This is a genomic window from Cytophaga aurantiaca DSM 3654, assembly GCF_000379725.1.
GTDB lineage: Bacteria > Bacteroidota > Bacteroidia > Cytophagales > Cytophagaceae > Cytophaga > Cytophaga aurantiaca.
The window spans coordinates 224,043-247,558 of record NZ_KB903663.1 but is presented as its reverse complement, the minus strand read 5'-3'; the positions used below and the strand labels follow the sequence as shown (position 1 = coordinate 247,558).

General features: G+C 36.8%; 19 protein-coding genes and 1 pseudogene. 11 read left to right on the top strand and 9 right to left on the bottom strand.

The window, feature by feature from the left end; genetic code table 11:
- Window positions 1-246: 246 nt before the first annotated feature.
- Genes A3EE_RS0116925 through A3EE_RS0116915 form a run of 3 tightly spaced genes read left to right on the top strand, consistent with a single transcriptional unit; the run spans window position 247 to window position 2,111 of the window.
- Window positions 247-1,116, top strand: a complete 870-nt coding sequence (locus A3EE_RS0116925) for a helix-turn-helix domain-containing protein (RefSeq protein ID WP_018344628.1) — start codon at window positions 247-249, stop codon at window positions 1,114-1,116.
- A gap of 20 nt (window positions 1,117-1,136) precedes the next feature.
- Window positions 1,137-1,541 carry a DUF983 domain-containing protein gene (locus A3EE_RS0116920; protein ID WP_018344627.1) on the top strand — a complete coding sequence of 135 codons (405 nt, stop codon included), beginning with the start codon at window positions 1,137-1,139 and terminating at the stop codon, window positions 1,539-1,541.
- A gap of 6 nt (window positions 1,542-1,547) precedes the next feature.
- A complete protein-coding gene (locus A3EE_RS0116915) occupies window positions 1,548-2,111 on the top strand; it encodes a hypothetical protein (RefSeq protein ID WP_018344626.1) in 564 nt (187 codons plus the stop codon).
- Window positions 2,112-2,226: 115 nt separating this feature from the next.
- Here A3EE_RS0116915 and A3EE_RS0116910 read toward each other — a convergent pair whose 3' ends face one another.
- From A3EE_RS0116910 to pheS, 3 genes are all read right to left on the bottom strand, one after another.
- The gene (locus A3EE_RS0116910) at window positions 2,227-5,235 is read right to left on the bottom strand and encodes a T9SS type A sorting domain-containing protein (RefSeq protein ID WP_020526095.1); all 3,009 of its coding nucleotides are present in this window, start codon (window positions 5,233-5,235) and stop codon (window positions 2,227-2,229) included.
- A 145-nt stretch (window positions 5,236-5,380) separates the two neighbouring features.
- Window positions 5,381-8,179, bottom strand: a complete 2,799-nt coding sequence (locus A3EE_RS0116905; RefSeq protein WP_020526094.1) for a T9SS type A sorting domain-containing protein — start codon at window positions 8,177-8,179, stop codon at window positions 5,381-5,383.
- 155 nt (window positions 8,180-8,334) lie between these two features.
- Window positions 8,335-9,369 (bottom strand): phenylalanine--tRNA ligase subunit alpha, encoded by a 1,035-nt coding sequence (gene pheS, locus A3EE_RS0116900; protein ID WP_018344625.1) that lies wholly within the window; start codon window positions 9,367-9,369, stop codon window positions 8,335-8,337.
- A gap of 288 nt (window positions 9,370-9,657) precedes the next feature.
- On the opposite strand from pheS, the gene A3EE_RS0116895 reads away from it, so the two are divergent.
- The 8 genes and pseudogenes from A3EE_RS0116895 (at window position 9,658) to A3EE_RS22290 (ending at window position 16,597) form a co-directional block, all read left to right on the top strand.
- Window positions 9,658-10,329 carry a heme exporter protein CcmB gene (locus tag A3EE_RS0116895; RefSeq protein ID WP_018344624.1) on the top strand — a complete coding sequence of 224 codons (672 nt, stop codon included), beginning with the start codon at window positions 9,658-9,660 and terminating at the stop codon, window positions 10,327-10,329.
- A 115-nt stretch (window positions 10,330-10,444) separates the two neighbouring features.
- Window positions 10,445-11,149: a cytochrome c biogenesis protein CcsA gene (gene ccsA, locus A3EE_RS0116890; RefSeq protein WP_018344623.1), complete on the top strand. Its 705-nt coding sequence runs from the start codon at window positions 10,445-10,447 to the stop codon at window positions 11,147-11,149.
- A complete protein-coding gene (locus tag A3EE_RS0116885) occupies window positions 11,139-11,411 on the top strand; it encodes a CcmD family protein (RefSeq protein ID WP_018344622.1) in 273 nt (90 codons plus the stop codon). Before ccsA (A3EE_RS0116890) ends, A3EE_RS0116885 begins: the two co-directional genes overlap by 11 nt.
- A 1-nt stretch (window position 11,412) precedes the next feature.
- Window positions 11,413-11,829, top strand: a complete 417-nt coding sequence (locus A3EE_RS0116880) for a cytochrome c maturation protein CcmE domain-containing protein (RefSeq protein ID WP_018344621.1) — start codon at window positions 11,413-11,415, stop codon at window positions 11,827-11,829.
- Between the two features lie 226 nt (window positions 11,830-12,055).
- Complete coding sequence (gene ccsA / locus A3EE_RS0116875) at window positions 12,056-14,638, top strand: cytochrome c biogenesis protein CcsA (RefSeq protein WP_018344620.1); 2,583 nt, start codon at window positions 12,056-12,058, stop codon at window positions 14,636-14,638.
- Window positions 14,639-14,825: 187 nt separating this feature from the next.
- Entirely contained in the window at window positions 14,826-15,170 is a 345-nt protein-coding gene (locus tag A3EE_RS0116870; RefSeq protein ID WP_018344619.1) for a hypothetical protein, read from the top strand.
- A 97-nt stretch (window positions 15,171-15,267) separates the two neighbouring features.
- On the top strand, window positions 15,268-16,038 hold the full coding sequence (locus tag A3EE_RS0116865) for a porin family protein (RefSeq protein WP_018344618.1): 771 nt from the start codon (window positions 15,268-15,270) through the stop codon (window positions 16,036-16,038).
- 176 nt (window positions 16,039-16,214) lie between these two features.
- Window positions 16,215-16,597, top strand: a pseudogene (locus A3EE_RS22290) (GxxExxY protein).
- Between the two features lie 168 nt (window positions 16,598-16,765).
- On the opposite strand, the gene A3EE_RS0116855 reads toward A3EE_RS22290, so the two are convergent.
- From A3EE_RS0116855 to porV, 6 genes are all read right to left on the bottom strand, one after another.
- On the bottom strand, window positions 16,766-18,604 hold the full coding sequence (locus A3EE_RS0116855) for a T9SS type B sorting domain-containing protein (RefSeq protein ID WP_157447077.1): 1,839 nt from the start codon (window positions 18,602-18,604) through the stop codon (window positions 16,766-16,768).
- Window positions 18,605-18,754: 150 nt separating this feature from the next.
- Complete coding sequence (locus A3EE_RS0116850) at window positions 18,755-19,285, bottom strand: peroxiredoxin-like family protein (RefSeq protein ID WP_018344616.1); 531 nt, start codon at window positions 19,283-19,285, stop codon at window positions 18,755-18,757.
- Window positions 19,286-19,335: 50 nt separating this feature from the next.
- Window positions 19,336-19,902 carry an RNA polymerase sigma factor gene (locus A3EE_RS0116845; RefSeq protein ID WP_018344615.1) on the bottom strand — a complete coding sequence of 189 codons (567 nt, stop codon included), beginning with the start codon at window positions 19,900-19,902 and terminating at the stop codon, window positions 19,336-19,338.
- A gap of 136 nt (window positions 19,903-20,038) precedes the next feature.
- Window positions 20,039-21,001, bottom strand: coding sequence for a phytanoyl-CoA dioxygenase family protein (locus A3EE_RS0116840; RefSeq protein ID WP_018344614.1), 963 nt, complete (start codon window positions 20,999-21,001; stop codon window positions 20,039-20,041).
- Between the two features lie 3 nt (window positions 21,002-21,004).
- On the bottom strand, window positions 21,005-22,288 hold the full coding sequence (locus A3EE_RS0116835) for a M16 family metallopeptidase (protein ID WP_018344613.1): 1,284 nt from the start codon (window positions 22,286-22,288) through the stop codon (window positions 21,005-21,007).
- 1 nt (window position 22,289) lies between these two features.
- A complete protein-coding gene (gene porV / locus A3EE_RS0116830) occupies window positions 22,290-23,471 on the bottom strand; it encodes a type IX secretion system outer membrane channel protein PorV (RefSeq protein ID WP_018344612.1) in 1,182 nt (393 codons plus the stop codon).
- Between the last annotated feature and the right edge of the window lie 45 nt (window positions 23,472-23,516).

Genomic DNA, 23,516 nt, shown 5'->3' with positions numbered 1-23,516 from the left:
AAAATTTTGTTGGCTGTAAGCATTCGTATATTTCGAGATTTAGTCTTTAGAAAATACATGTTACAGCCAACTTTTGTTTTATAGGGCTACCATTTTTTAAATTCAATAGTTGTTACACACGAATACAAAAGTTCTTATTTATTCTTTTCTGTTAACCGCTATAAATTTCCCAATAAGTAAAAATTACCATTAAAAGGAGATAAACTACCATAAACTGGCTATTGTATATCGTATATTTGTATTGTTATGCAAAAGCAGATACCTATATTCGACATATGTACACTTTCTGAAAATAAGGAAGATGACATCTTAATAAGCAGGCTGTCTGAATATTTTTTACAATATTCCAATTTGCATTTTCCGCATCGTCATAGCTTTTACCATCTCATCTTTTTTACAAAAGGAGGAGGTTCTCATTCCATTGATTTTGATCGTTTCAATGTTCAGCAAGATCAGATCTACTTTATGATCCCTGGACAAGTACACACCTGGGAGTTTGAAGGTGAAGTAGAAGGGTATGTGGTAAATTTCTCCACTGCGTTTTTCCAGTCGTTTTTGCTGAGGCCGGAATACATAGAAACCTTTTCTTTTTTTGCAGGAAACACGAAAGATGGTGTGCTGAATTTAATGGAAGAAAAGGCGCGCGCGGTACAAGCAATATTTGAAGAACTAGTTGAGCAGGCAAATGTATTGCATGATCATCGCTGGGATATGATACGTGTATTGCTGTTGAAGATCTTTATTACGATCGAACAGAAAAAAAGCGAAGAGCATACACTTGATACAACAAATTACAATTATGCATTGCTTAAAAATTTTCAAAAATTAATTGAAAAGAATTATAAAAAGCTGAAACTTCCGATGGAGTATGCAGAGTTGTTATATGTTACACCGAATCATCTGAATGGCTTATGCAAAGACTACACTGGTATTGCAGCAGGAGAGTTGATACGGAACAGAGTGATACTGGAAGCGAAACGTATGCTGATCAATCAACACATCAACATTTCAGAAATTGCATATGAATTGAATTTCAAGGACAATTCCTACTTCAGTAAGTTTTTCAAAAAACAGGTTGGAGTTACACCGGAAGAATTCAGAAAAAAATCTCATTAAGTATATAAACAAAAAGAGTTATGAACGCGGCAAAAACAGCATTCGCATTAGCAACCTTAAAATGTCCGAGATGTCATAAAGGAAATATGTTCACCCATTCAAACATGTTCATTTGGAAGACTTCACATTTGATGCCTGAGAAGTGTACATGCTGCGGTCAATTGATGGAACCAGAAACAGGCTTTTATTACGGAGCTATGTATTTTAGTTATGCCTTATATGTAGCATTGTTTGTACCAATGTTTCTATTTACAGTATTACTGGACTTGCCGTATATGGAATTTCTGATATTCTTTATACTGCTGATCGTTATGATATCACCGTATTTCTTTAGACTTTCCAGAGCCTGTTATTTATATCTGTTTGTAAAGTATGATGCAGAAGCAGCGAAGTGTAATGCTACAGATGCTAGATCAAACATTTAATATAGTATGGGGTTTAATATCGGTGTTCACTCAGATGAAGCACAAGTAAATGATGATTGTTACTTTTTCATTGAAAGAGAATTTCACACGTTTGTTTGCAGTTACGATAATTTTGGAGAAATATCTGTTCTTAAAAAAGCAGGAGAATACTACAATATTGATTTGACTCCGCTCACGAAATTGGTGTACACCAACGATGAAGTAGCACAAGAGTATATTGATGAGAATACACAGGACACAGTATTCTTATTGAATGTTGCACAAGCTTTTTTTAATAAAATAGAAGAAGATAGAAATGTTTGTGAAAAAATATCCTACAAAGCATATGATGAGATAATGGATTTTCCGGATGAAGTAAAAGAAACGTTTATCAATCAGATGGGTGTGGCTATGGCAAATGAGATTTTTCAGCAGCTGGAAGAAGATAAAAAGGAACAGGAAGAAAATCCGAATCCATGGAATGATTATTTTAAGAGTGGAAGAATACTGGAACACCTTAGGAATCTTATCAAACGGATTGAATGTTATAAAAATAAAGGAATCTCGAAAATATATTTAACTGCAGGGTAGATAGAAGAAGAGATCAGATCTTTACTCTGTTGAAGATATTTTAATAAAATAAAAGAGCCGTATTGATCCCGATAGCTATCGGGATCAATACGGCTCTTATTTATAAGGAAAAAATTTATTGAATTTTACTCAAACGCACACAGGTAACAACATTATCATATTTTAAAATTACCTGATACATACCAGCACCAAAACTCGCATCAATGTTTTGATTACTTCCCGTAGAAGTAAATGTACCGCTTGCTACTGAAAGCCCTGTTAAATCAAGCACTTCATACGATACATCCATACCGCTTTCAGGCATTTCAATGTTGAACGATCCTGTTGTAGGATTTGGAAATAATGTAATGCCTGCTTGAGCTTGTGTTTTTGTAACACCTGTTGTACGTGTGGTCAAATCTAACGTAGCGGTTTTGCTTTGATTGGCTTGATTGGTTTCTGTTACAGAAATTGAATACTCAATAGAAGTAGTTCTTGCAGTCGCAGAAGAAACTGCATTATCCCAATCAACCGTTACGCTGTTTGTATTTTGTCCGCTTACAATGGTGCCTCCCGTAACAGACCATTGATAGGTAATATCAGTTTGATCAGGTACACTATACGTCGCACTTTGTTGTCCGGGTGTTATTGGATTCGGGCCGGTGATCACGAAAGCTATAAACGTCTCATGTGTGATCCACCATAAGTATGTATAGTCCGTTACGCTTGGAATACTATTGGATGTGTAATTTTGCAGAAGAACGTCAATATTTGTTGTTGTATATATTGAATTTGATATAGTACATGGAATTAAATCAACTGTAATTTTATTTGAAATTGCCGGACTCGTTGTTGCACATGTATTACTGGATAGTACTTCCGCATATACTTCATCTCCTGATTTAAATCCTTCAAATGGAGGTGTCGTAAATCCGGATAAAGTGGAAGCAATCAGAACATCGTTTACATACCAATTGTATGTGGGTGTAAGACCTGCATTGGTTGCTTTTGATTTAAATACAACAATATCACCATTACATGTTTGTCCCGGGTCTTCAATATGAATTGTTGCAGGAGCATTTGATACTGTTTTGGTAACTGCATTACTTGTAACACTGCCGCATGCACCAGATGTTTCTACACGTTGAAATTGTGTTGTCACAGTCAAAGTAGATGGAGTATAAGTTGCATTCGTTTCCCCAGCAATAATACTAAATGCTCCTGAAGTTTTTGCCTGCCATAAGTATGTAAAAGTACCGTCGCCTCCTGCAGGTGCAGCAGTTTGTGTAATAGCCGAGGGAATTGATCCTGAACATAATGTTTCATCAGAGCTGATTACTCCTGCTGTCAATTGCGGACGCACGGTAATATGTACGGTATTGCTTGTTGCTACATTACACGGTGCCGGTGTACCTGAATCTATTGTTACTCTCCGAATGAAAACATCATAAGTAATTGAAACGGTGGGTGTATATGTTGCACCGCTTGCGCCTGGTATTGAAACCCATGTAGAGATTCCATCTAAAGATGCTTCCCATTCATAGGTTGCTGTTCCTGTAATATTTTCGGGTGCAGTTATTTCTATAATTTTTGCGGGAATTGTATTGTAGCAAATGGTTTGATCAGAACCGATGATGCCTGCATCAATACCTGTATTGATAGTTATGGATTTAGTTGCAGATGCAGTACCTGGTGCTGATGCGCAGGCAACACTACTTGTTAATATTACTTTCACTACGTCAGAGCTTGATGTCAAAGCGGATGTAGTGAATGTTGAAGGTGAATTTGCTCCACCTTGACTTACATTATTTATAAACCATTCATATAATGGTACAACACCACCATTACCAGGTGTTGCAGTAAAGGTTACTGAACCGTTTCTGCAAATGGCTGATTTATCAGCAGAAATTGAAACTGTCGGTGTTGCTGCCTGAGTCACTGTGGTTGTGATTGTATTAGAAGTTGCTGTACCTGGCGCTGCAACACAACCTGAGCTGCTTGTCATGACAACTTTCACTTGGTCACCGTTTGCTAAGGTTGTACTTGTAAAGGTCTCCGCTGATGTAGTTACTCCCTGGCTTGTTCCTCCGATAAACCACTCATACATTGGTGCTGTACCTCCGTTACCCGGAGACGCGGTAAAGGTTACGCTTGTTCCAGGACAAATTGTTCCTGCCGGTGTTGCAGTGATGCTTACCGCAGGAGTTAGCACTGTTGCTACTGTCATTACGATTGCATATGATGTTGCAGTAGAAGGACTTGGACAAGTTGCATAGCTAGTCATTCTTACTGTATAGCTATCTCCGTTTTGAACTGAAGTCGTTGTATAGGTAGCATTTGTTGCACCATATATATTAACACCATTTTTGTTCCATTGATAAAATGGTGTTGTTCCTCCATTCGTTGGTGTTGCTGTAAATGTTACACTTGTACCAGCACAGATCGTTGTATTAGGAGATACTGATATTGTTACACTCGGTAGAACTGTAGGTGTAACCGTGATTATTATTGCATTGGAAGTTACTGTAGTTGGATTTGCACAAGCATCAACGCTTGTTAATGTTACTGTATAGCTATCTCCGTTTTGAGCTGAAGTTGTTGTATAGGTTGCATTTGTTGCACCTGCAATAGTAATTCCATTTTTTTTCCATTGATACGGTGGATTCGTTCCTCCATTTGTGGGCGTTGCAGTAAATTTTATAACATCACCATTACAGATAGCGGTTTTATCTGCTGAAAGTGTTACGGATGGTTGCACGATCGGATTTACCGTTACAACAACACTTGCTTCTTTATAACAAGATGCATTATCTCCAGGTGCTGTATAATCTTCCACACGTAATGTATAGGTACCAGCGTCTGCTAAGGCAACTCCTATTTTTATAAAGTCCCAATAAATTTCAGATGACTCAGATGGGCCAGCTACAATATTTGCTGCACTATATGTTCCTTTATACCAGGTATACTGATATACACCTGTTGGTGGAGTTGTTGGCAGAGTAACTATACCGGTTAATATTAAATTTGCTCCTACGCATATAGATACAGACGGTACAATTGTTACAGACGTAGGCGGTGTGCATTGAGAATAAGATGCTGTGATAGCACTAACAAAAATGATAACAGCCAGTAAAATTTTTTTCATAACGAAAGTTGAAATAGTGAAAACTATAAGTTAATGTATTTTTGTGATGAAAGGTAACCGAATAAAAAAATTATAATTTGAATGGAAGTAAAATAAAAATCCGTACCGATAGGGATCGATACGGATTTATTTATAAGGAAAAAATCTATTGAATTTTACTTAAACGTACACAGGCAACAACAGTATCATATTTTAAAATTACCTGGTACATCCCCGCACCAAAGTCCGCATCAATTTTTTGATTGCTTCCGTTAGAAGTAAATGTACCGGTTGCCACTACAAGCCCTGTTAAATCAAGTATTTCATACGATACATCTAAACCGCTTTCGGGCATTTCAATGTTGAATGATTCAGTCGTTGGGTTTGGAAATAATTTAATACCAGACTGTGCTTGAGATAAAGTAGTGCCTGTTGAAATCGTATTGATTATTAATTTTGTTTTTTTCGTTTGGTTTGTGGAATTTTTTTCTACAACAGAAATAGAATATGCAGCTGCAGTTGTTCGTGCAAGTGAAGTTACATCATCCCAATCTACTACTACAGAATTTGTATTTTGTCCGCTAACAATGGTACCGCCTGTAACAGACCATGTGTATGTAAAACTTGGTTGATTGGTAACACTGTACCGTGCATTTTGTTGTCCGGACATAATTGGATTTGGACCGTTAATGGAAGTACTGAATGAGCCTGCAGGTGCATTGCTAACATAAACTGTCACATCGTCTGAAGTTGAGCATGTAGCTGCTCCTGAATGATTACTTACCGTTACCGTATATATGATCGTTTGATCAGCAGTCAAGGTTGGATTGGCAATAGCTGTATTGCTTAAATAGGTACTTGGTGACCAGCTGTAGTCAGTCCCACCACTTGCATTTAGAGTAACGATTGAAGCTGCCAGTACATATTGGTCCGGGCCTGCATTTGCAAGAGGTGTGGAGACAACTGTAAATTGCACAGGAGCAGAAGTTGCATTACATGTGCCATTGTCTTCCTGAATAGAATAGGTACCTGATTGCGTTGCCGTATAGGTAGCAGTTGTAGCACCGCTTATAGGTGTTGCATTCAACGTCCATTGTAAATTCGTTCCACTTCCTACAATTGCATGATACGTAAATGAATTTGGCGAGCAAACGGTTTGATCACCTTCATTGATTACCGGGGAAGGTATAGGTTTAACCGACATGGTAATGCTATTCGATTTAAATGGATTTGGGCCGGAGAGACAAACTGAGGTTGATGTTAACATTACATATACCTGATCACCATGGTGTAAAGATGAACTGGAATACGTTGAACCGCCTGTACCTACAGCGGTACCAATAGTTCCAGCTGATGAACCGGAAGGAACTACATACCATTGATACGCTGGCACTGCACCGCCACCTGTAGTTGTTACTGTAAACGTTGTTGGCATACCTATACAAACGGGATTGTTGTTTGTAGTAATCGAAACTGTTGGTGTAGCAGCACTCACAATATCCAGAGTATACGTTGCAGAACTTGTTCCTGCGTTACATGATGTAGAAGTACTTACTAGTACTTTAATGATCTTGCCGTTATCTGTGACAGAAATCGGTAAGGTATATGTTGGATTGTCTGTTCCAACCAAATTTGATCCTAAGAACCATTGGTAATGCAATATTCCCATTCCTGTTGTAGAACATCCATTTGCTGTAAACACGATCGAACCTGCTGCTGCGCATACCGTGTTCGGTGCATTATCAATTACGGCAGTTACTATTTCAGGAGCACCAACTGTTTTGGTAACTACATTAGTGTATGTAGTACCACAGAAGTTTGAGATTTCTTTACGTCTATAATAAGTTGTTACAGTTAATGCACCTGTATTATAATTTGAATTTGTGGCCCCCACAATATTTGAGAATGATGATCCAGTTACACTAGCTTCCCATTGATAAGAATAAACAGTACCACCTATTGGAGCGGTTGTTTGTACTATTGTTGCTGTGGTAGATCCTGAACAAATGGTTTCATCGCCACTAATCACACCAGCTGTTAATATTGGACGAACAGTAATATGTACGACATTACTTGTTGCAGTATTACATGGGGCAGGTGAGTCTGGATCTGTTACTGTTCTTCTAATGTACGTATCTTGTGTTAAAGGAATTGGAGGAGGTGTATATCCTGAACCTGATGCGCCAGGGATAACAGACCAGATTGCTCCATCTGCTGATGCTTCCCAGGTATACGTTGGTATGCCAATAATATTTGTTGGTGCAGCTGTTTCTGTAATTTCTGGTGGAATACTGTTATAGCAAATAGTTTGATTTGTGCCTATAGTGCCAGATCCGATAATAGGAGTTATATGTGCGAACATACCTAAAGAAGAAACTGTACGTGGTCCTATTACGCAGGCTATGTTACTTGTTAATGTTACTCTAACAACATCTGTATTTGAAGTTAATGCCGTTGTTGTGAATGAAGTATTTGGTGATGGGGGGCCTTGGCTTGTATTATTTATGAACCATTCGTAAAGAGGTGTAGTGCCTCCATTTTCGGAGTAGGTGCCAAAATATATAGAAGTATTAGGACAAGCTGTTGACTTGCCCGAAGAAATCCCTTGTGACAAAATTATACTTGGCGCACTATATGTATTTATATTTAATACGATGGCATTTGATACTACTGAAGATGAATTTGCACACGATTCGCTACTTAACATTTCTGCGGTATAAGTACCTCCATCTGAAGGCGATGTTGTATAAGTTGAATTTGTGGCAGATGCTATAATAGCGTTATTCTTTTTCCATGTATAAGATGGGGATGTACCGCCATTTGTTTGAGTTGCAGTAAATATTACTATTTCTCCAAGACAGATAGTTGTTTTATCTGCTGTTATCGTTACACTCGGTGTGCATTGAGAATACCCAACCGAAAAAGCGCTGATAAAAATAATAGCAGCCAGTAAAATTTTTTTCATAATAAAATTCAAATATGTGAAATCAGGAGTTAATATATTACAATGTGAAAAGGTAACCAGGTAATAGTTGTTATACAATACCTACTTATAATGAAAAGTCCGTCACGCTAATTAGCGTGACGGACTTTTCATGTTTTATTTTTTAATAAAGGAAATTATTCTGCGTGTTTAAACTGTCTTAAGAAACGCACATCATTTTCTGTGAAGAGACGCAAATCTTTGATCTGATATTTTAACATCGTAATACGTTCGATGCCCATACCAAATGCAAAGCCGCTGTAAACTTTCGGATCAATGTTGCAGTTGGTTAATACATTCGGATCTAACATACCGGCACCGCCGATCTCTACCCATCCGCTTTGCTTACAGATATTGCAGCCCTTACCGTTACAGATGAAACAAGAGATGTCCATCTCTGCACTTGGTTCAGTAAAAGGGAAAAACGATGGACGGAAACGGATCTGTGTATCTTTACCAAACATCTCTTTAGAAAAATGATAAAGTGTATTTTTCAGATCTGCAAAGCTTACATTTTTATCAACGTACAAACCTTCGATCTGATGGAACATGCAATGCGCACGTGCAGAGATTGCTTCGTTACGATACACACGTCCCGGAGAAATGGTACGGATAGGAGGTTTTTGATTTTCCATCACACGTACCTGTACACTTGATGTATGCGTACGCAATACAATATCCGGATTGCGTTCAATAAAAAACGTATCCTGCATTTCGCGTGCCGGGTGATTCTCCGGAAAATTCAGTGCAGTAAAATTATGAAAGTCGTCTTCGATCTCCGGTCCATCCGATAAACTGAAGCCCATACGTTCAAACACTGTATATATTTGTTCACGCACCACACTGATCGGATGGCGGCCACCTAATTCATTCGGGATCGAAGGAAGAGACGTATCAATTTTTTGATGTGTGTTGTTATCAGCACCACCGGCATTTAGTTTTTCCTGAATCTCTTCAAATTTTGTCTGAGCAAGAACCTTCAATTTATTCATCTCTTGTCCCATAGATTTTTTGATCTCGGGTGCAACAGTTTTAAAATCGAAGCCATCAAACATACTTGTGATCTTACCTTTTTTGCTCAGGTATTCAAGGCGGAACTGTTCCAGCTGTTCTTTGGAATCGATTGAAAATGCTTCAATCGTTTGCGTTAATTCTTTAATCTTATCTAACATAGAGGGTACAAAAATAACAAAAGTTTATTCTAGTTGCTAGTTTCTAGGCGCTAGTTGCAAGATTAAAACTTTTCAGAAATATTTTATCACTAGCACTAGTGATTCACCAGTAGTTTTTCTTGAGTTGATACTACACTAGCCAAGCTTTCTTTTCCTTGGGGCATCACCCCAAGAAACTAAATTGGCATTGCTCCAAGTTTGGTTAACAATGGCTGATTCCAATCATTTTTAATCATATAAATCAACTTAATCAGCGGTTAAGACAGTAAAAAAGCCTAATTTTACCGCATGTCTTTAATAAGCGAAACGGTTGCTTTAGTAAAAAAAGAATTCCTGCTCGAATTCCGTCTGCGTTACATGTTTAATGCGGTCTTGGTATACTTAGCCGGGGCAATTTTTATCTGTTATTTTGCTTTTTTCGGACGCGGAGGAGACCTCTCACCAATGACCTGGAATGCCTTGTTCTGGATCATTGTTTTATTGGCTTCCGTAAATGCAGCATCCAGAAGTTTCCTCCTGGAACGTTCCAGCCGGCACTATTACTACTATTTTCTTGCCTCGCCCGGAGCAATCATTCTTTCCAAGCTTATTTATAATATTGTATTACTGATACTTATGGCAATGGTCGGACTGGCCTTGTTCACATTAATGATGGGCAATGCCGTGCAGGATCTAACCATGTTCATTGGAATTACAATCATTGGCGCTTCCTGTCTGGCCGCAACACTTACCTTTATTGCCGCAATTGCCGCTCAAACTCAGCACAGTATGACGCTGATGGCGGTATTGAGTTTCCCCGTTGTGATTCCGGTATTATTGATTCTGATCAAAGTTTCTAAAAGTGCTATCGATGGCCTGGAACGAAGTCTGGCTTATCAGGATTTAATGGTTTTATTAGCGGTTAATGTGATCACGATCACAGTTTCCTATCTATTATTTCCGTACCTTTGGAAGAACTAAATGAACCGGAATTTAGTTTGAAATTTGGCTGCAAATCCTTCAAGGGTTTTATCGAATTGAAATTAATTAGTCCATTAAGAAACACTACAAAGGGTGTTCTATAATACAAATTCATATGCTTTCTAATTCCTCTCCTTTTGCCTGGTGGAAAATACTTGCCTTCGTATTGTTAATGTATGGAGCAATTATGGGTTTTATGGGTAATGTTCCGCGTATGGAACAATTGGGTGAAACCATCCGCAACTTATATTTCCATGTACCGATGTGGTTTGCGATGACCTTATTTTTATTGATCGCATTTGCATATTCCATTGTGTATTTAAAAACCGGAAATCTGAAACACGATCGTATTGTTGTTGAATTCACGCGTACAGGAATGTTCTTCGGCATACTTGGTTTACTTACAGGTATGATGTGGGCAAAATTTACATGGGGGGCATTCTGGACAAAAGATCCCAAGCTGAATGCAGCGGCAATCGCCATGTTGATCTATACTGCTTATATGATCTTACGCGATGCCATTGCAGATGAAGATAAGAAAGCGCGCATTACTGCGGTGTATAATATATTTGCATTTCCTGCATTCATGGCATTGATCTACATCATGCCGCGTTTGACAGATTCGCTGCATCCGGGTAACGGCGGTAATCCGGGATTCAATGCATACGATAGAGACCGTGAAATGAATATGATCTTTTATTCATCCATTCTTGGTTTTATGTTATTAGGAACATGGATCACAACACTCCGTGTACGCCTGCGTTTGTGGGCAGATAAAAAAGATGGTTTAATTACAAATTCAATAGAACATGCTTCATAAAATTTATTGCATGCTTGGGTTGCTTTTGGCTGCAAGCACCAATGTATTCGCTCAGGTAACTGAAAAATCAATTCCATTAAAAAAACCAATTCCATTAAAAAAGGATGCTATTGATATAATGGCAGATTCTTTTCGTGCAGATGGAAAAATATATGTTGTCATAACAGTTGTAGCTACGATACTTGTTGGTCTGTTGATTTATATGATCCTGCTTGATAAAAAAATCGGCAAGTTAGAAAAAGAATATAAAGATCAGGATTAATATGAAAAAGGGTTCAATCATTTTATTGGTCATTATTGCCGTTGCGGTTGCTGTTATATTCTCAACAACAGGAAGCGCAAGCCAGTATGTAGACTTTACACAAGCAGCTGAATTAGCCAAAGAAGGCGACGATGAATTAGTTCATGTCATTGGCAAAGTTCAAAAAAATGCTGCCGGAGAATTTACCGGAATTGTATACAATCCGGGTGTAGATCCCAATTACTTCGAGTTCTTATTAACGGATACAAAAAATGTAACGCAGAAGGTTTTGTTTTTTGAACCCAAACCACAAGACTTTGAGAAGGCGGAACAGATCGTGATCATTGGTCATACCAATATCAAAGAGAATGTATTTATTGCTGATAAAATATTAATGAAATGTCCTTCTAAGTATGAGGACAAGGAAGTAAAAATTTAATTATGGATTTGCTTATTGGCGATTACGGCCATCTAATAATTAACATTGTCATCACCTCATTCTTTGCTGCATTACTTGTTTCTTATAGTAGCTTGGAAACGTCTAATAAAATCGATTAAAATATTCAAGTTAAGATCGGCCATGCAAAGACAGGCGTATTTGTTGCCAATAAAATATTAATGAAATGTCCTTCTAATATGAGGACAAAGAAGTAAAAATCTAATTTATGAATCTGCTTATTGGCGATTACGGCCATCTATTTGTCATCACCTCTTTCTTTGCTGCTCTTCTTGCTTCTTACGGCTATTACGAAGCATCTCAAGAAAATCAATTAAGTAAATCATCCTGGTTACGGTTTTCGCGCATTGCATTTACAGTACATGCGGTATCGGTATTTGGTATTGTAGCAACCTTGTTTGCAATCATCTACAACCACAGATACGAATATCAATACGCGTGGAGCCATTCATCCAATCATTTGCCTGTATACTATATGATCTCTTGCTTCTGGGAAGGGCAGGAAGGTAGTTTTTTGTTATGGATCTTCTGGCATGCCATATTGGGTGCAATACTTATTAAAGTAAACAACACATGGGAAGCCCCTGTAATGGCGGTGTTTATGCTGGTACAGGCGTTTCTGGCATCTATGATCATTGGTATTGTAATTCCATATCTGAATACAAAGATTGGTTCATCTCCTTTTATATTGATGAAAGAAGCGATGCCTGATTTGCCGGTGTATCAGATTCGCCCGGATTTTATTGCTGAAGACGGAAATGGATTGAATCCATTATTGCAAAATTACTGGATGGTGATTCACCCGCCAACATTGTTCTTAGGATTTGCTGCAACCATTGTTCCGTTTGCTTACTGCATGGCTGGTTTGTGGAAAGGCTGGACAAAAGAATGGATCAGACCTGCATTGCCATGGGCTTTATTTGCGGCAGTTGTATTAGGTACAGGTATTATGATGGGTGCATACTGGGCCTATGAAACATTGAACTTCGGCGGATACTGGAACTGGGATCCCGTGGAGAATGCTGTATATATACCATGGCTGGTATTAATTGCTGGCATACACTTAATGATCTCTTACAAAAACAGCGGAACAGCTTTGCGTATAGCAGTGATCATGGTTACGCTTTCGTTCCTGTTAGTTTTATATGCAACCTTCTTAACACGCAGTGGTATTTTAGGAAATGCTTCCGTGCATTCTTTTACAGACTTAGGTTTATCAGGTCAGTTGCTGATCTATCTGTTAACATTTACATTCCTTGCAATAATATTGATTGCAAGATCATGGAAAAAGATTCCGATTGAAAGTCAGGAGCCTTCTGTATACTCCCGTGAATTCTGGATTTTCATTGGTGTGCTTACCTTGGGTTTGGCAGCATTTCAGGTATTGGTAATGACATCTATCCCTGTATACAATGCTATTGCCAAAGCATTGGGTATGGAATTGTCTATGGCTCCTCCAGCAAAGCCAGAAATATTCTATAGTCACTGGCAAATGGGTTTCGCAATATTTATTGCAATACTTTCAGGTATGGGTCAATTGTTCTGGTGGAAAAAAATTGACAGCAAACAATTGTGGGATGCCTTATACCTGCCGCTTATTTTGTCTCTTGCCTTCACTTCAGGTATTATTTTATTGGGTGTATTTGATGCATACAGAGGAGAAGAAATTCATGTAGCTGTGAAGATCGCATACATAATACTTATAGCAGCAAGTTTGTTTTCAATTTTCAGCAACAGCATGATTTTTGTGAAAGTTGTAAAAAACAATTATCGTATCACAGGCGGGGCTATTGCACACATCGGTATGGCAATGATGTTCGTGGGAATTTTATTTTCTGCAGGTTATTCAAAGATCGTTTCGTTGAACACTACAGGTTTGGTTTATTTAAAAGAATCTGAAGGGGATATAAACACACACAACTTGTTGCTGTTCCGGAATGCACCGGAGAAGATGAAAGATCTGCAATTGATCTACAAAGGGCAACGCATCGAAGTAGAAGGCTATAGTGGCTATGTCAACAAAGACTGGACCTTACCTACTCCAGAAGATCCATACAAAGTTATTCTAAGAAAAGAATTAAAAGACAAAGGTGTAGTTGTATTTCATAAAGGCGATACACTTGAAACCAATCCTGAAAATACGTTCTATGAAGTTGCGTATGTAAAAGCTGAAGGTGATACATTCACTCTGTATCCACGTATTCAGAAAAATCCACGTATGGGTAATGTGGTTTCACCAGACATCAAACATTTTGCAAGCAGAGATTTGTATTCGCACTTATCAGCTATTCCCTTAAGTCCGGATGAAAGAGATTGGTCTGAAGTAGAAACACACAAGATTCATAAAGGCGACACCATTTTCATAAACGATTATGTATGTATCTTCAAGCACATCGATGTGATCAATTCGATACCAGGTGTTGAACTAGGTAAAAATGATTTCGCAATTGTCGCACATTTGTTATTGCTTGGTCCGGATGGTGCGTCTTATCCGATGCATCCCAATCTTGTAATTCTTGCTGAACAAAGTGCATCCGGTGCAATACCTGAAATGAATGAAGAACTTGGTGTTAAAATCAGTTTAGATAAAATAAATCCGGACACAAACGAATTTTCTTTCTCTGTTCAGACGTGTCAGAAAGATTACATCATTATCAAAGCAATAGAAAAACCTGGTATCAATATTTTGTGGATCGGTACCTTGCTGGTAATACTTGGCTTGGGTATGGCGATGTTCCGTCGTTACAAAGAGTTTATTGCGATGCGTAACAAAGGGCAGGAGGTAGCTTAAAGCTTAACAGTGAAAAATTAAAATAAAAAAAGCCGTTGAAAATTTATTCTCAACGGCTTTTTTATTTACGAATACAATTTTGAAGACATTGTTCTTGACAATAGTGTATTAAAGAATATATTTGTAAAGAACATCAACTTTTGATTTTTAAATACAGTAAATTATTTTTAATTAAAACCCTATTTGTATGACTCCATTTGTATTAGCAGCAGGCGAACAAATTCAAAAAGCAAGTTTAGCAAAAGCCGTTCAATTTGGAATTGAAGATTATAAAGTTTACATAACCAATATTCGATTGGTTATATTGAATGGCAAAAACAATTTTGTATTTACTCGATCGCTTAAAGATCTTGTTAATGTAAATAATATTGTGGGGTCATTATTTACAGATCCGGATTTGAGAATATTTTTTAACGATGGAATGCTTTCGCTTAGATTGCTGAATGAAGGAACACACAAAGTAAGCAAACTTGAAATGAATGATTGGTTTAATCATATTCAAGGAGTCATCGCCGTTAATGGAATGCAATAAAAATATGTCTGCGTGATTTTAAAACCTCGTAGATAGGACAATTACAATAACAACTAATTTAAATCGTTATGTTGCTGGACATAATACAATTTTTAATATGTGTAGTAGAATAAAAATTTTCTTAGTTGTTGTAATCATTTTTTCAGTTAATTCAGTAACCGCTCAAACATACGTTACATTAACACCTATGCTTGGGTTAAATAGATGTTTCGCTAAATTTGATGGTGGTGACAAACCTGATTTATTCAAAAATAATGCATCAAATCATCAAATTATTTTTGGAGGATTAATTGACTATCACAAAAATAAATTTATATTCTCTACTGGCTACTTATATAATCATGCAGGCTATGCGTATAGTATAAAATCCGTTGGTCATCAAGCCGATTCAGGATCTTGGGGGTATAAACATTCGAGTGCAAATCAAGGTTGGACCATTCCATTAAGGGTTTCATACTATTTGTTTAAAACGAATGGCAAATTTATTAATTTCAAATTAGATATGTTTGGAGGTATTGCAATCGATCATTTTAGTCCAAGACCTTTTTCTACAGCAACGTATTCCAATGCACATGTTGAAACTAAAAGTACCTATAAGACAATAAATCAATATGGCGTTTCTGCCAATATTGGATTAACGTTTCAATTTCTACATCGAGGGAAAGAAAGTATTGCTCTTACATTTTATTACAATCAAGGCTTAACAAAATACGAATCTATTCGGCTCAATTATACCACTCTTGAAGATAACAGATCTTACCAATCGAACTTAATAACAAGGGGGACATCGTTTGGTATTTTATTAAGCTATCCCATCAAAATTTGGGATGTAGATAAGCGAAGGTCAATAAAATCACATACTAAGTAATGTGCAATTGTCTGAACTGGGATTTTTGAGATTGAAAGGAAATTCAGGATGTTTATTATTTAAGCTAGAATAAATAATAATACTATTATTTCTTGTCTATCGATTAAATTCTTTATAATCCCAGTTCAGACATTTTTAATTTTTTAATTCAGCTATATTTTTAAAAATAAGTAAAAATGAAATACGAAGACATTACTAAAAAAGTAATTGGCTGTGCAATGGAAGTGCATAGTCGATTGGGAAATGGATTTCAAGAAGTTATTTACCAACGAGCTCTTGAATATGAATTAGAGTTAAATAAAATACCTTTCTCGAGAGAACATGAGATGCCTATTTTTTACAAAGAAAACAAATTGGCACAAGGAGGGTTGATTTTTTAATTCAATCCAATATCTGTTTAGAATTGAAGGCTATTACTCAGGTTGAAAATGTTCATCTTGCACAAGCAATAAATTATTTAGAAGCTTTTAATCTTGAAATTGGTTTGCTAATCAATTTTGGAAAAACATCTTTAGAATTTAAGAGACTTACAAATAATAAATTTAAGATTGTTGAATAAGCACACCTTTTTGTCTGAACCATGATTTTTGGGATGAAAAGGAAATTCAGGATACTCGTTATTTAATCAAGCATACATACTTTATAGAACGTATGTATGGTTGATTAAAGAGCTGCGATGATTTCCTGTCTATCCATTAAATCCATTATAAATCCCGGTTCAGACATTTTACTTAACAGCTCCCAGTACTTCCACCCAGCCTTTATGAGTAGTTCCGTTGAAGCGGTGTTTCAACTGGTAATAATACACGCCATCGGATACATTGTGATTGCCCCAATCATTTTTATATTCTTCTGCACGATATACCAATGCGCCCCAACGATTATAAATTTCCAGACTCCAGTTTGGTATCGGTAAATTTTTAATAGCGAATACATCATTCAATCCGTCTTTATTGGGTGTAATTAAGTTTGGAATGATCATTTCAACACTGCAGTTATTTGTTACAGTAAACTCATTTCTAATGGAACAGTTTTGATTGTATCGCTCCAACCAATATACACCCGCTTGAGTAATGGAGTAAAGATGTGTTGTTGAACCATCTTGCCATATAAATTGAGTTTCTGTAAATGCAGGATTTAGTTGTAGTGAAGGGTCTGTATCTGCACAATATTCATAAGAAGTAGGAATGTTTAACGGATCAAATGAAATATACGAAACGATAATTGTATCACTTGTTTTAATATTATCACGTGTGACATCAACATAATATTTTCCGGCGCTTGTTATGGTAATAGTTTGTGTTTGTGCCTGTGTATTCCATAAAAATGTTGCACCTTGATTGTTCCCAGCATCTAATATAATAGTGGCAGATGGGCAGAGTGTAGTATCATTTCCGAGGCTAACAACTGGAGGGCGCAGTGTGACATAGTTTACCATAAACGTAGGTAAGCCAAGGGTACTCATTCGTCCATTCAAAGAAATGCCATTATCTACAAACGTACAGCTTGTGCCAATTATATCTGGACTTTCAATAACACCTAAAAAAGTCTTTCCGTTTTGTGCAACATAAATTTTTTTGTCTGGACCTAGTTGTATTTGGGGATATTGGTTTCCAGTTCCATGACCAATAACTTTTTTGGAGTTGATGATGTCTGCTGTTGTAGATTGTGTTAAATCGAATTGATATATATTTGCAGTCGCATCTGTAATATAAAGCAGATTGCTATTGGGAGAAAAACTGAGTCCATAAATTCGATGGTCTAGCGCATTCAAGGTTCCAATCAAAGCTTGCGCATTAGATATAATACCAGTTTCAGAATTGAAATCAAACAAATCAACACCTGTTGCAAAATAGCCGCCAACAGCTATTCGTTTGCCATTGGGTGAAATTCTGCATTGTCCTAAATAAGATTTTTGGTTACCAGTATTCGAAACAACGGGTTGTTGAAGACCACTAGGGGTCAATAAATAGCTATAAAATTTTGTAACATTATATTCATGTACAACAATCCAGACATCTGTTTGGTTTGTGTGGTATCCAGCTGTTAATGCTTCCGTTGATAGATTAGTAAATGCAGAATTGGGATCTGTAACATCTTTTAAAAGAGGCAGATTTTTTGTGATAACTTTTCCTAGACCGGCATTAAAAGATAAGTCAACAATTGAATATTTATAAGCACCGATATCTTGTTGATCAGGTACTGTAAAAATATAAAACAAATTAGTGCTACCTGGCAACTTTACAATTAATGAACTTTGAGTACTGTAGTCCGAACCTTCCAATCCGCTTCCGTTATCCATGATTACATGGTTTTTATTCCAAACATTTATACCATTTGAATAAAATAATAAATTTCCATTTTCGTCAGAAATGCTTGCACAGCCTTCTCTTGCTGTTAGCGCCCCATCGGTTAAAGCAGAAGGCGGAGATGTATTGAAAGTAATACCTGCATTGTTGCCAAAGTACCAATTGTTGGATTCTTTCTGCGCGAATATAAATTGAGAAAAACTAGTAATAAGAATTAGTACTAAAAGAATTCGAATATAGAATTTTCCTATCTGCATGTTGATTGAAATAAAAGTGATAAGCTTAAAAAGATTAATTGTTGAAAGATCATCAAATATGCAAAAAAATAATTCAATAAGCTGCACATTTAGTAAAGCTTCATAAAATCATTTTATGAAGCTTTACTGAATGTTTTAAAAGGTAAGACCTTATCCGTTCAATATTTTTTCAATTGGAATATTATCACCTAAGAAGGATGCATAGTGTGCAAGGATAATCTTTCCACCTTCATCAATTAAAAATTCAGCTTCCATCCGATTCACTTTACCATCTGCTTTAGGCTTATTCTTAAATAATTTTTCACCGGCAAGTGCTTTTGCAATCAGCCCTTTAAACATAGAGGATAAGAATTTCCACCACGATTTTTCTACTCCATAACGATCATATAATATATTTTGTGGATCGGCTACAAATGTATATGGATACGCTGTATCATCTAAATACGTGCGCATATTCTCAATAGAAGATTCGTATACCAAAACTACCTCTATGTTTTTTTCTTTGAATGCATTCGCCTGCTTTAACAAGGAATGAACCCGTAGATTACATACCGGACATCCAGCGAAGCGCATAAATAGCAGGTATACTTTTTTGCCTTTATATGAATGAAGTGAGATGTTCTTGTTAAAGACATCGGTGATATTGAAATCGGGAGCGGTTTGTTGTAGTTGAAGTGCCATAATCTTAAATTTTTAGTTTGTTTAATATTAATACCACACTTCAGTCTTAATCACCCACCTAAAGGAAATTTTTTTCCGGCTTTTCTTAATTGATTGATACACTTGTATTTTTGATTCTGAAAAGTGTGACTATTTTTATAGCCCAATTCTTTTATGAGTGCTTCTGGCTCATGTTGTTTCAAAAAAATGCGTGTAATCAATACCACACAGTGGCCAGTAATATTTTCAAACAAACGTTGTAGCCAATTTTCAGATTGTTGATGTTGCTGTAAGTCAAAATCAACATCATCTGTAGGTATGTTATCGGAATGTTCTAAAGATTCAAGGGGAATAGAAATCTGTCGACTCCTTAATTTTTTAAGCCATTGAATTCTATTGATGGCATATAAAAAAGTTTTTAATTCAGAAGTTAATTGGAAATGCTCTCCACGTATTTTATGCAATAAAACCAGCAACGTTTCTTGGAACACATCTTCAGCATCTTCTCTATTCCCACTGTTATTAAGTACATAACGCGCTAAATCCGGGTAGTATAAATGATAAAGTGAAAGATACGCTTCCTGCTCATTCTCTTTCAATCGTTCGAGTAAAAGGCGTTCCTGTTCAATCTGATTCATAGCTTAGGCTGCAAGTACATGTACAAGGTAATAAAAAATGAAGAAACAGATGTAGGAAGTAAACGTTTAATGGGTGAATCTTATTGATTAAAGCAGGTGTTAGCTATTGATAGCTTTAGGCTTTTAGCATTCAGCTTTAAGCCTTCTTTATCAACGAAGGTCGCTGCGTGATCTCATGATACTTGATCACGTCTTCACCATAAAAATGTACCACCATGCTTTTACGGGTACGCTGCTCGTCGAGGATGGCTTTACCGCCGTGTAATAAGTTTGCATGCCAGATCAATACATCGCCTTTCTTTGCATGAAATTCTTTCTCTGTATAGATCGAACGTTTTATTTCGTCGGCTAAATGTATTTCGTATTTTTCATATGCTTCACTTCCCAATAATAATTTACCGCCACCATGTTCGTATTTGTCGTTTAACAAGTAGGGTAGTTTGTGGCTTCCGGGTAAATAAAAAAGAGGTCCGTTTGTAGCATCAATATCTTCAAGCGCAATCCAGGCTGCAATTAAATAGCCGGGAGGGAAGGTTGTCATGTGTATACTGTCCGAATGTGCTTTCTGTTCGCTCCCTTTGAAAAAATTTATACTTTGAAATGCAACAACAGGCATTTCTAAAATAAATTTCATTACATCCGTAATACGCTTGTCTGTTGCTACACGCTGCATCAGTTTAGATGCATACATAGAGAACATAATCTTTCTATTGTTGTATCTGAAATGAACTTTCTTCTTTTCAAGTAAAGAATCTATTTCATCGTTGATCGCATCTATTTCTTCCGGTTCAAAACAATTTTTTAAAATCAAATAACCGTTCTCCGGCCACTGTTTGATTTGTTCCTGTGTGGAAGCAGAAAAGTTAGATAACGCAGAATTTTGTGTTAGTTTTTCGGCAGCATTTGCCTGATCCAGCCAGGGTAAATTGAAAGGGGTATGTTCAAAATCTTTGCTGCTGATAGTCCAGAAAAGAGGTTTGCGAATACCATAGGCTTTATAACCTTTAGCGTTGTGTTTCAATTGTCCATAATGAAATATATTATAGACAATGGAAGTCACTTTTAAATTTCGAAAAAACTCTTTTATAGTTTGCATCATGGATTAAAAACCTCCTGCGATGACATACGACATCTCAGATGGAACAAAATATTTCTTAGCTACCTTTTGTATATCCGCAGCTGTTATGGATTGTATCCGTGCAAAGAAACGATCGTAATAGTCATACCCCAGTCCATGATAATAGATGGTTTTATATTTATCCGCAATGGAGAACGGAGTTTGAATATCACCAACAAAACTGCCAAGCATATAATTTTTAACAGTGTCTAATTCATTCTCTGAAACCAATGTATCAATCAAGATTTGTAATTCTTTTTCTATTTCAACGATGGTATTTTTTGTAAACTCACGTTTTACATCTGTACCGATTACAAAATACCCACCTTCCTGTAGAGATACAATGCTGGAGTTTATACCATAGGTGTATCCTTTTTCTTCACGAATGTTTTGCATCAATCGCGAACCAAAATAGCCACCTAAGATTTCATTTAATATGTAGGCATCAAAATAATCTTCATGTGTATGATTGAAAAGTATGCGGCCATAACGAATGGACGTTTGTACACTTCCTTCTTTCTCAATAACAACTTCTCTCGCCGGTTTTAATAACGCAGGAAGTTTTTGTTTTGCATTTGTTTGTTTTACCGCATCGGTACCGAATAACTTTTCGATAAGAACTACCGTTTCCTTGCTGAACCCACCAGTTAAGATGATATTACATTGCTTGTTGTCTAATTCATTTTTAAAAAATGAAGTCAGATCTGAATGCTCAAGCGCTGCGATGGTTTCTATACTCAGATGTTTGCCGTAGGTATGATTGTTGTTATAGAGTAATTCTCTGAATGCAACACCTGCCAGATAAGCTGTCTTTTCTTGGTTTACCTGTATACCCTGGCTTTGGATCTGTTTCATTTTTACTAATTGTTCTTCAGGGAAAATACTTTCCGTCAACAAACTTTTAATAAATGGAACCAGTTCTGTTAAATATTTTTCAAGGCAGAACAATGTGATATTGATGCGTTCATTGCCTGGATGTATTTCAAGGAATGCACCGTATTGTGCAAGAAATTCCTGAACCGCAGTAGAGGTATATCCTGGAGTACCTTCTGCCAGCATTTTTGAAGTAAAGAAGGAGGTTCCTATTTTATCTTCCACGCGGCTACCTGTATTGAAGATCCATTCAACACGTACTACAGGCTGAGTGCCGAGTGCAAATTTGTGAAGTATATTTCCGTTAGAAAACGAAACCGTTTCCACTTTTGGTAAGTGAAAACGGTCAATTGGATTTATTGCAGGAGCGATTGTCCTATCTACTATTTCTTGCATCTTAATTTGCGCTATTATCCTCGCCTACGCCTGTAACTTTTTTCTTCGCATTAAAATCAAAATGTAATGTGAAACGTAATGTTTCAGCTAATGGATTTGATTGTTGAATCGGAATTAAATAAGCCATATCCAAACCGAATGCATTGTATCGGATACCGATACCAACATTGGCATATCTACGATTTCCGTTTTGCGGATTTTCATAGTGATACCCTGCACGTATAGCGAACAGATCATTGTACCAATATTCAGCACCCATACATAATATGATCTCTTTCATTTCTCCTTTTAAGCCATTTGGAGAATCGGCAAATGAAGAGAACATTCCTTCTAACATGCCCATGTCCTGAGGATTTTTTCCAGTGCTGTCCCATCTGCTTGGTACCATAAGTTTATTGGCATCTAAAGAAAAGCAGAATTTGTTATACAGATCGGTTTCGATGGTATAGGTACCACCGATTCTTAAATTCGTTGGGATGAAATTTTTATTAGATACATCGGTATACGTTACTTTAGGACCGATGTCATTGATTACTGCACCAAAAGAAAGGTTTGAATTTTTCCCGCCAACTAAAAGGTCTTTGGTATAATAGGCACCAATATCTGCCGATACACTGTTGATCGCTTTGGCAACTCCACCTGTACCTTGGTTGTAGCTACCTACCAGATCCGAACGGAAATATTTAATACCTAAACCAAGAGAAAAACTTTTTGACAACATTCTGGAATACGTAAGACCGAATGATAATTCATTCGGTTGAAAATCCCGGACAACATTTCCATTCAGATCGGTAAATGTTACCTGACCTAAATTGAAATATTTAAAGCTTACACCAATGGCATCTTCTTTACGAAGTTTCTTATAAAAAGATAAGTAAGATAATGACATATCATTTACAAGCTTGCGTAACCATGGGTTGTAGGAGATAGCCAGCCCCATATCCTTTTTATTGAAAGAAAGCTTTCCCGGATTCCAGAAAGTAGCATTTGCATCCGGTGAAGTTGCAGCACCTACATCACCCATACCGCCTGCACGTGCATCTGGTGTTATATTTAAAAAAGGTACAGCTGTTGTAATGGTTTGTTGAAAATCTTTGTTCCCACCACTAGATGCAGATTGTGCATTAGCCTGAAAAATGCCACATGTTAGCAAGACTAACCCTGAAATAAGTATTTTTTGCATATTTTAAATTATTATCAACTACAAATATAAGGTATTATTTTAATG